Raw genomic sequence first — 9444 nt, 5'->3', positions numbered from 1 at the left:
CATGATGGCCATGACGGCGGCCCACAAGACCTTGCCGTTCAATACCCGCGTTTGCGTGCGCAGCCTCGTCAACGGCAGCGAGGTGCTGGTGCGCATCACCGACCGGGGGCCCTATGCGCAGGGCCGCATCATCGACCTGAGCCGCGGCGCGGCCGAGCGCATCGGGCTGATCGGGCTCGGCATCAAGCAGGTGGCGCTGACGATCATCGACCGCGAGGGCATGCGCTGCGGCGGCTCCGAGGTGGAGGAAGACGTGGCGCAGGCCCAGGCGCCGGCGGCTGCGCCCGCACCCGCGCGCCGCCAGGTGAAAGTGCCACAGCGCCGCCGCCGCTGAAGCAGCGAAAGACCGCCGGGACTAGCCGCCCGCGTCGAGCGAGAAGGTGGCGTTCCGGTCCTGCGCCAGCCGCTCCGCCAGCTGGGGCAGCGCGGCCGCAAGCAGCGGCTTCAGCGTGTAGGGCGGGTTGATCAGGAACATGCCGCTGGCCGGCAGGCCCGGGCGCTGGGTTTCACCCGTGGGCGTGGTGGTCAGCTTGCTCGACTTGACCGTGAGCGTGGCGTGCAGCCAGGGCTTGCCGGCCTTGGTGGCCAGGGTCTTGAGCCGGCGCGGCAGGTCGTGCGCCTCGGGGCGCGGAATGATCGGATACCAGATGGCGTAGGTGCCGGTGGCAAAGCGCTTGAGCGCCTCGGCCGCGAAGTCGAGCACGCGGCCGTAGTCGCTCTTGATCTCGTAGCTCGGGTCCATCAGCACCAGCGCGCGGCGCGAGGGCGGCGGCAGGAACTTGGTGGCGCTGCCGAAGCCGTCCTCGCGCAGCACCGCGATCTGCCGGCCCGCCTCGAGCTGGGCGATGTTGGCGTCCAGCGTGCGGGCATCGGTGGGGTGCAGCTCGAACAGCTTGAGCTTGTCGTGGTCGCGCAGCAGGTGCTGCACGATGAAAGGCGAACCCGGATAGATGCGGGCGCCGCCCTTGGGGTTGAAGTCGTGGATCACGCTCAGGTAGCGCGCAATCGCATCGGCCAGGGGCGCCTCGGCTTCGGGGGCTGCCTTCTTGGCGGCGGACTTGGCGGCGGATTTGGCGGCAGGGGCCGGGGCGGCAGGTGCTTTCTTGTCCGCCAGCAGGCGCAGCACGCCTTCGGCGGCCTCGCCGCTGGTGCCGGCGTAGTCGCCGTCCAGGCGGTACAGGCCGGCGCCGGCGTGGGTGTCGACCACGGTCAGCGCTGCCTCTTTTTCGAGCAGGTGGTCGAGCGTGGCAATCAGCACCGTGTGCTTGAGCACGTCGGCGTGGTTGCCGGCGTGGAAGGCGTGGCGGTAACTGAACATGGGGTCGATGGTAACGGCTTGGACGGCCGCTGGGCCCAAATTTGCCCCGATTGGCCGATTCTTCGTATAATCGCGGGCTTCGCAGCGTTTTTGTAGCCCCGCGGCGGAGACACATTACCGCCCTGCGGGCATGTGCAAACCCACCTAAGAGATTCCCGTCAGAGGAACGCCGACCGTGGAAAAGGGCTCGCCAAACCCTCTTTTTTAGAGAAAACTCATGACCAAAACGTTCAGCGCCAAGCCCGCGGACGTGACGCACGAGTGGTTTGTGATTGACGCGACCGACAAGGTCCTCGGACGAGTAGCCAGCGAAGTTGCTCTCCGTTTGCGCGGCAAACACAAGGCCATTTACACGCCTCACGTCGATACCGGTGACTTCATCGTCATCATCAACGCAGCCCAGCTGCGCGTCACCGGCGCCAAGCCGATCGACAAGGTCTACTACCGTCACTCGGGCTACCCGGGCGGTATCACGGCCACGAACTTCCGCGACATGCAAGCCAAGCACCCGGGCCGCGCCCTGGAAAAGGCCGTCAAGGGCATGCTGCCCAAGGGCCCGCTCGGCTACGCGATGATCAAGAAACTCAAGGTGTACGGTGGTGCAGAGCACCCGCATACCGCCCAACAGCCCAAAGTGCTGGAACTGTAAGGAGCCTTGAGAATGATTGGTGAATGGAACAATGGCACCGGCCGTCGCAAATCGAGCGTCGCCCGTGTGTTTCTGAAAAAGGGCACCGGCAAGATCACGGTCAACGGCAAGGACATCCAAGAGTTCTTCGGCCGCGAAACCTCGATCATGATTGCCAAGCAGCCCCTGGTGCTGACCAACAACCTCGAAGCATTCGATGTCATGGTCAACGTCAATGGCGGCGGCGAATCGGGCCAGGCCGGCGCAACGCGCCACGGCATCACCCGTGCGCTGATCGACTACGACGCAAGCCTCAAGCCGGTGCTGAGCCAGGCCGGCTACGTCACGCGCGATGCACGTGAAGTCGAGCGCAAGAAGGTCGGTCTGCACTCTGCACGCCGCCGCAAGCAGTTCAGCAAGCGCTGATCCTGTTCATTGCGAACAAAAGCCGCCTCCGGGCGGCTTTTTCATTGCCGCGGCCTTGGCGGATGTGTGTTCGACCCCACTTGCGTTGGGTGCTCGCTGCCATCCGCCAGCCAGGAATGCGGCATTGCAGTAGCATTGGTTCATTGGCCGCATGTACGGCCCCCAAGGAGTTATCCCCCATGAGCGCTGTTGCCGAAAACATCCAGACCCAGATGCCCGAACCGATCGTCTTCACCGACAGCGCGGCTGCCAAGGTGGCCGACCTGATCGCCGAAGAGGGCAATCCCGACCTCAAGCTGCGCGTGTTCGTGCAGGGCGGCGGGTGCTCGGGCTTCCAGTATGGTTTCACCTTCGATGAAATCACCAACGAAGACGACACCACCATGACCAAGAACGGCGTGTCGCTGCTGATCGATGCCATGAGCTATCAGTACCTGGTCGGCGCCGAGATCGACTACAAGGAAGACCTGCAGGGCGCCCAGTTCGTGATCAAGAACCCGAACGCCACCAGCACCTGCGGCTGCGGATCGAGCTTCTCGGCCTGATGCCGGGCTGATGCTGCCCCCGCCAGCCTTCGTTCCTTGAAAAAAGCCGCCTTCGGGCGGCTTTTTGCTGCCTGCCGCTTTTCCCTCCCCCTCGCTGCCCCATGACATCCGCCGCCACGGCCATCGATCCTGCCCGCAAGAGCCTGCTCTGGCTCGTGGCGATCGGCTTCTTCATGCAGACGCTCGACGCCACCATCATCAACACCGCGCTGCCCGCCATGGCCGCGAGCCTTGGCGAAAGCCCGCTGCGCATGCAGTCGGTAGTGGTGGCCTACGCGCTGACCATGGCAATGCTGATTCCGGCCTCGGGCTGGATCGCCGACCGGTTCGGCACGCGGCGCGTGTTCTTCTCGGCCATCGTGCTGTTCGTCGTCGGCTCCGTCCTGTGCGCCTTGTCGGTGGGCGTGGGGCAGCTGGTGGCTGCGCGGGTGGTGCAGGGCCTGGGCGGCGCCTTGCTGCTGCCGGTAGGGCGGCTGACGCTGCTGCGCACGGTGCCGCGCGGGGAGTTCCTGCAGGCGATGAGCTTCGTTGCCATTCCGGGGCTGATCGGGCCGCTGCTCGGGCCCACGCTGGGCGGCTGGCTGGTGCAGTACGCCTCCTGGCACTGGATCTTCCYGATCAACGTGCCTGTGGGGTTGGCGGGCTGCCTGGCAACGCTGCGCTTCATGCCCGACCTGCGCGGGGCCATCCAGCGGCGCTTCGATGGCGCGGGCTATGCGATGCTGGCCTTCGGCATGGTTGCGATCTCGCTGGCGCTCGACGGTGTCTCGGGCGCGGGGCTGCGCCAGGTCAGCGTGCTGCTGTTGCTGGTGTTCGGCTTTGCGAGCGTGGTGGCCTATTGGCTGCATGCCGCGCGCCGGCCCGAGCCGCTGTTCTCGCCCTCGCTGTTCGGCGTGCCCACGCTCAGCATCGGCTTGCTCGGCAACCTGTTCTCGCGGCTCGGCAGCAGCTGCATGCCGTTCATGGTGCCCCTGCTGCTGCAGGTGTCGCTGGGCTATTCGCCGCTTCGGGCGGGGCTCATGATGCTGCCGATCGCGCTGGCCGGCATGGCCATGAAGCGTTTCGCGACCCCGCTGATCACGCGCCACGGCTACCGCAAGGTGCTGGTGGCCAACACCGTGCTGGTGGGCCTGGCGATGGGCAGCTTCGGCCTGACCGGGCCGGACCAGCCGGCCGCGCTGCACATCCTGCAGTTGCTGGCCTTCGGCGCCGTCAACTCGCTTCAGTTCACGGCCATGAACACCATCACGCTGAAGGACCTGGACGGCAGCATGGCCAGCAGCGGCAACAGCCTGCTCTCGATGGTCCAGATGCTTGCAATGAGCCTTGGCGTGGCGGCCGCGAGCGCAGTGCTGGCCGGCTACAACGGTGTTTTTGGCCTCGAAACGGCAAAGCAGACGCTCGATGCCTTTCAGGCCACTTTTGCCACCATGGGGCTCGTCACGATCGCTTCTGCGCTGATCTTCTGGCATTTGCCAGCAGAAGTGCGCGCCGCCCATCCCGCCCAGCCCGAAGTTTCAGGCCAGGGGTGAGGGCAACTCCGCCCGGTCAGGCCGGATAGATCGCCCCGAGCACGCGCCCGCCTCTTGCGCCTGTCACGCTGGCCAGGTTGCCGGCTTCGCGCCGCAGGGTGCTGCGGGCCAGCCAGGCAAAGGCCGCGGCCTCGACCTGCAGCGGAGGCAGGCCGTGGGCCGTGGAGGCGGCCACTTCCACGCCGGGCAAGTGCGCGCGCAGGCGCTCGATCAGATGGTCGTTCAGCGCTCCGCCGCCGCAGACGATCAGCAGCTTGCTATCGCTTCCATAGCGGAGGACGTCGGCTGCACATACGCTGGCGGTGAATTCAGTCAGGGTGGCCTGCACGTCGGCGGGCGCCGCGCCGATGGCCGGGGCCAGGCAGGCGGAAAGCCATGCGGGATTGAACAGGTCGCGCCCGGTGCTCTTGGGAGGCGCCTTCGCAAAATACGGATCGGCCTGCAGCCGTGCGAGCAGGCCGGGCAGTACCTGTCCGCTGGCGGCCCACCGGCCGCCGCGGTCGAAGGGCTGGCCGGTGTGAAGCTGGCTCCAGTGGTCCATCAGGGCATTGCCGGGGCCGCAGTCGAAGCCGAGCACCGCCGGCTCTCCCGGCGCATCGGCCGCGGGCAGCAGGCTCAGGTTGGAAATGCCGCCGATGTTCAGCACCGCCACGGGTTGGCCCGCGCGCGCGAACAGTGCGCGGTGGAAGGCCGGCACCAGCGGCGCGCCCTGTCCGCCGGCGGCCAAGTCGCGGCTGCGGAAGTCCGCCACCACGTCGATGCCGGTCAGCTCGGCCAGCAGCGAGGGGTTGTTGATTTGCAGGGTGTAGCCGACGCCGTCGAACTCGGTGGGCCGGTGGCGCACCGTCTGTCCGTGCGCGCCGAGGGCCGCCACCTGGCTGGCGGGAGTGCTGCTGTCCGCCAGCAGCTGGCTGGCGACGCCGGCATAGAGCCGGGCCAGGCCGTTGCCGGCCAGCGCGGCGCGATGGAGTTCGTTGTCGCCGGGGGTGTTGAGCGCCATCAGCTCGGCGCGCAAGGCGGCCGGAAAGGGCGCCGTGGCATAGGCCCGCACGGCGATGCGGCCATCCGCGAAATCGGCCAGCACGCCGTCGACCCCGTCGAGCGAGGTGCCGGACATCAGGCCGATGAACAGTTCGCCGGCCACGTCGATGGGAAGGCGAGCCGCGCGCCGGGGCTCAGTCCGCGCTGGCCTGGATGACCGAGAAGGCGGCCGCCAGCTCGGTGCGCGCGCCGACCGCAATGCGCTCGAAGGCCGGGCGCAGGGACGCCGTGATGGGCGCGCCGCCCTCCTGGGCGATGGAGGTCGGATCCTGGTATTCGCCGTTCACGCGGAATTCGAAGTGCAGGTGCGGGCCGGTGGCCCAGCCGGTGGAGCCCACGGCACCGATCGTCTGGCCCTGGGTGATGCTCTCGCCGGCCTTGACGTTGATGCGGCTCAGGTGGGCGTAGGCCGTCTGCTGGTTGTTGCGGTGCTTAATGATGACGATGTTGCCGTAGCCGCTTTGCGTGCCGGCGAAATCGACCGTGCCGTCGCCGACGCTGCGCACCGCGGTGCCCGTGGGGGCTGCGAAGTCGATGCCGTTGTGCTGGCGCCAGCTGTTGAGGATCGGGTGCATGCGCATTGCGAAGCCGCTCGACACGCGCGAGAACTCGACCGGCGAGCTCAGGTAGGCCTTGCGCAGGCTATCGCCGTTCGGGCGGTAATAGCTGCCCTTTTGGCCCTGGGGCTGGAACCACACGGCCTGGTGCACCTTGCCGCCGCTCTCGAACTCGGCCGAGAGCACGCGGCCGCTGCGCAGCGCCTGGCCGTCGGCCTCGAAGGTTTCGTAGACCACGGCGAAGCGGTCGCCCTTGCGCAGCGCGCGCACGTCGACGTCGCCCGCGAAGATGTCGGCCAGCTGGCTGGCGACCGCGTCGGGCACGCGGGAGTCGTCGGTGGCGGCGAACAGCGAGGTGCGGATGACGCCGCTGGCCAGGCGCGTGCCCGGCGTCAGCGTGTCGCGCTCGGTGAGCGCCACGAAGCCGACCGGCGTGCGCTCGATGACGAAGCGCTTGAAACCGCCGTCGCCGTCGGGAATCCAGCGGGCACTCAGCTTCTTGAGCTGGTTTTCCTGCGTGGCTTCGGCCGTGACGGTGCGCCCGGCGCGGGCGAACAGGGCATTGCGGGCCTCGCTGCTGCCGCGCACGAAGGCGGTGGCGGCCGGGTCGGAGATGCCCAGGCGCTTCAGCAGGGCCTCGGCCGTGTCGCTGGAGCGCGTGATGTCGGTGCGAAACAGCGTGAAGCTGAAGTTTTCCAGCGATTCGCTCTGTTCGGCGAAGGACAGCGGAGCGGTCGCTTCGAGGACCTGCTGCACCGGGAGGTCGGCGGCGTCGGGGCCCAGGGAGGCCACCGCCAGGGTTCCGGCGCTCAGCAAGGCAGCCGCGATGACTGCGGTGATCTGCTTGGGATAGGTCCGGAATGTATAGGCCACGCGAGAAGCCAAAAGCTCCTCGGCGGCGAGAATGCCGTTGATCAAACTATGAATTCCAGCTCAGGTTCTGCAAATCCGCGCTGCAAAGCCCAGGTCGGACGGGGCGGCAGGGCGGTGCGGAAAAAGCGCCGCTTAGAATTCGGCGCTAGAAAAGTCGGGCTGAGTATAGCTTCGGCAACCTGAAAATCAGCTAAAAAAGCCTATGAATGCCGAATCTGTTACATCCACAAGCCTCTCGGATGGTGTAAGACGAGCGCTCGAAATATCGCTCAGGGGCACCGACGAACTGCTGCCGCAGGATGAATGGGTGCGCAAGCTGCAGCGCTCGGAAGCCAGCGGGACGCCGCTGCGCATCAAATTGGGGCTCGACCCGACCGCCCCGGACATCCACATCGGCCACACGGTGGTGCTCAACAAGATGCGKCAGYTSCAGGAYCTSGGSCACCRGGTCATYTTCCTGATCGGCGACTTCACGACCACCATTGGCGATCCCTCGGGCCGCAACAGCACCCGCCCGCCGCTGACCCGCGAGCAGATCGAGGCCAACGCCCAGACCTACTACCGGCAGGCCAGCCTGGTGCTGGACCCCGAAAAGACCGAGATCCGCTACAACTCCGAGTGGAGCGACCCGCTGGGTGCCCGCGGCATGATCCAGCTGGCCGCCAAGTACACGGTGGCGCGGATGATGGAGCGCGACGACTTCAACAAGCGCTTCAAGGCCGGCCAGTCGATCTCGGTGCACGAATTCCTCTACCCGCTGATGCAGGGCTACGACTCGGTGGCCCTGAAGAGCGACCTCGAGCTGGGCGGCACCGACCAGAAGTTCAACCTGCTCGTCGGCCGGCATCTCCAGCAGGAATACGGCCAGGAACCGCAGTGCATACTCACTATGCCGTTGCTGGAAGGGCTCGATGGCGTCGAGAAGATGTCCAAGAGCAAGAACAACTACATCGGCATCAGCGAAGACGCCAACACCATGTTCGCCAAGGTGCTGTCGATCTCCGACGAGCTGATGTGGCGCTGGTACACGCTGCTGAGCTTCCAGTCGCTCGCGCAGATCGAGGCGCTCAAGGCCGAGATCGCGGCCGGCCGCAATCCCAAGGATGCGAAGGTGGCGCTGGCCAAGGAAATCACCGCGCGCTTCCACAGCGCGGCCGCCGCCGAGACCGCGGAACAGGATTTCATCAACCGCAGCAAGGGCGGCGTGCCCGACGACATTCCCGAGCTGTCGCTGGGCGGGGCCCCGCTGGGCATTGCGCAGCTGCTCAAGCAGGCCGGGCTCGCGCCTTCGGCCTCCGAAGGCAACCGGCTGATCGACGGCGGCGGCGTGCGCGTCGACTCCGTGGTGATCAGCGACAAGGCGCTCAAGCTGCCCGCCGGCCGCTACGTGGTGCAGGTCGGCAAGCGCAAGTTCGCGCGCGTGACCCTCGGCTGAGGGGCCGCCGGCCGGCGCACCGCGCGCCTGGCTGTCAGCGGACTTCGATCGTGACGCGCCGGTTGCGCGGCTCGTCCACCTCGTCGGCGGTGGGTACCGCGAGTTCGCGCTCGCCGCGGCCCACGGCCTCGATGCGCTTGGCCGGGAACTGCCGTTCCACGAAAAGCTGCACCACTTCCTGCGCGCGCCGCTGCGAGAGCATGTCGTTCTGCTCGAGCGCGCCCTTGGTGTCGGTGTGCCCGGTCACCACGATGTCGCTGCCGCTGCGGCTTTGCGCGGCCATCAGCGCTTCGTTCATGACCTGCTGCGACGCAGGCGTGAGCGTGGTGCCGCCCACTTCGAAGTACACCGTGTAGCGCTGCGGCGCGGGCGGCCGCATGTCGAACAGGATCTTGTGGTCCGCCTGCACCTTGGCCGGGTCGGCCTGGTCGACCACCGGTGCGCCGGAGGCGCCTACCGCAGCGGTTGCGCGCTGATAGGGCTTGGAAAGAACTTCCTCGCCGTCCTTTGCGCGCACGATCACGGCAGAAGGCTTGTCGTCCGCCTGGGGCAGCAGCACCACGCGGGTGCCCGGCGTCGAACATGCGGCCAGCAGCGCAGTGGCCAGCGTGGCAGCAAGAAGAAAGGCCCGGTCCGTCGTCGTCTTCCTCATGGCTGGCCGTCGCTCTGCACGATGAAGTCGGTTCCGCGAATGCCGATGGTGGCGGTCTGCGTCTCCACCCGTATCGCGTCGGGGTTGGTCTTGCCGATCAGCCCGGTGATCATGCGCATCGAGCCGCGCAGCAGCGAGACCAGCACGCCGCCTTCGTGCGTGGTGGCGTTGAAATGGAATTCCTTCAGGTCCAGCCGCGACGAAGGCCCGACCACCAGCGTGGTGTCGTCGCGCAGGACCACGGAGGCGGAAGAATCGGGGCCGGTCACGATGCGGTCCACGGCGGCCAGCGCATCGCCCGCATTGGCCGCGCGGGGCGTGCCGGCGGTACTGAGCAGCTGCACGTTGCCCCGCACCGATTTCACAAACCCTGCCTGTGGTTCTGCAGTGGGCATGGAGCCTGCAGGACGCGCAGGCGCAGGCGCCTGCGCCTGAGC

11 protein-coding genes are annotated in these 9444 nt (G+C 67.2%); 6 read left to right on the top strand and 5 right to left on the bottom strand.

Annotated elements, in window-relative coordinates:
- Positions 1-334: septal ring lytic transglycosylase RlpA family protein (locus AC1DOC_RS08095; protein ID WP_478129640.1), on the top strand; the 334-nt coding region annotated here is incomplete at its 5' end.
- Positions 335-355: 21 nt separating this feature from the next.
- On the opposite strand, the gene AC1DOC_RS08090 is transcribed toward AC1DOC_RS08095, so the two are convergent.
- On the bottom strand, positions 356-1318 hold the full coding sequence (locus AC1DOC_RS08090; RefSeq protein ID WP_015867440.1) for a 23S rRNA (adenine(2030)-N(6))-methyltransferase RlmJ: 963 nt from the start codon (positions 1316-1318) through the stop codon (positions 356-358).
- 217 nt (positions 1319-1535) lie between these two features.
- Between AC1DOC_RS08090 and rplM the strand changes: the two genes are divergently transcribed.
- The 4 genes from rplM (at position 1536) to mdtD (ending at position 4449) form a co-directional block, all read left to right on the top strand.
- Complete coding sequence (rplM, locus tag AC1DOC_RS08085; RefSeq protein ID WP_015867439.1) at positions 1536-1967, top strand: 50S ribosomal protein L13; 432 nt, start codon at positions 1536-1538, stop codon at positions 1965-1967.
- A gap of 12 nt (positions 1968-1979) precedes the next feature.
- Positions 1980-2372, top strand: a complete 393-nt coding sequence (gene rpsI, locus AC1DOC_RS08080) for a 30S ribosomal protein S9 (protein WP_015867438.1) — start codon at positions 1980-1982, stop codon at positions 2370-2372.
- Positions 2373-2551: 179 nt separating this feature from the next.
- Entirely contained in the window at positions 2552-2917 is a 366-nt protein-coding gene (gene erpA, locus AC1DOC_RS08075) for an iron-sulfur cluster insertion protein ErpA (protein ID WP_007827949.1), read from the top strand.
- Positions 2918-3018: 101 nt separating this feature from the next.
- On the top strand, positions 3019-4449 hold the full coding sequence (gene mdtD, locus AC1DOC_RS08070; protein WP_478129639.1) for a multidrug transporter subunit MdtD: 1431 nt from the start codon (positions 3019-3021) through the stop codon (positions 4447-4449).
- Positions 4450-4465: 16 nt separating this feature from the next.
- On the opposite strand, the gene AC1DOC_RS08065 is transcribed toward mdtD, so the two are convergent.
- Positions 4466-5593 (bottom strand): anhydro-N-acetylmuramic acid kinase, encoded by a 1128-nt coding sequence (locus AC1DOC_RS08065; RefSeq protein WP_015867436.1) that lies wholly within the window; start codon positions 5591-5593, stop codon positions 4466-4468.
- A gap of 31 nt (positions 5594-5624) precedes the next feature.
- Positions 5625-6965 carry a M23 family metallopeptidase gene (locus AC1DOC_RS08060; RefSeq protein ID WP_412511946.1) on the bottom strand — a complete coding sequence of 447 codons (1341 nt, stop codon included), beginning with the start codon at positions 6963-6965 and terminating at the stop codon, positions 5625-5627.
- A gap of 157 nt (positions 6966-7122) precedes the next feature.
- On the opposite strand from AC1DOC_RS08060, the gene tyrS reads away from it, so the two are divergent.
- The gene (gene tyrS / locus AC1DOC_RS08055) at positions 7123-8355 is read left to right on the top strand and encodes a tyrosine--tRNA ligase (protein WP_478129638.1); all 1233 of its coding nucleotides are present in this window, start codon (positions 7123-7125) and stop codon (positions 8353-8355) included.
- Between the two features lie 34 nt (positions 8356-8389).
- On the opposite strand, the gene AC1DOC_RS08050 is transcribed toward tyrS, so the two are convergent.
- Both AC1DOC_RS08050 and AC1DOC_RS08045 read right to left on the bottom strand, forming a co-directional pair.
- Complete coding sequence (locus tag AC1DOC_RS08050; protein ID WP_018906187.1) at positions 8390-9007, bottom strand: OmpA family protein; 618 nt, start codon at positions 9005-9007, stop codon at positions 8390-8392.
- Positions 9004-9372 (bottom strand): FecR family protein, encoded by a 369-nt coding sequence (locus AC1DOC_RS08045; RefSeq protein ID WP_259347697.1) that lies wholly within the window; start codon positions 9370-9372, stop codon positions 9004-9006. Before AC1DOC_RS08045 ends, AC1DOC_RS08050 begins: the two co-directional genes overlap by 4 nt.
- Between the last annotated feature and the right edge of the window lie 72 nt (positions 9373-9444).

This window comes from Variovorax sp. 01T439_2 (genome assembly GCF_056398445.1).
The sequence above is the reverse complement of the archived record's forward strand: the minus strand, read 5'-3'. Positions and strand labels throughout refer to the sequence as shown.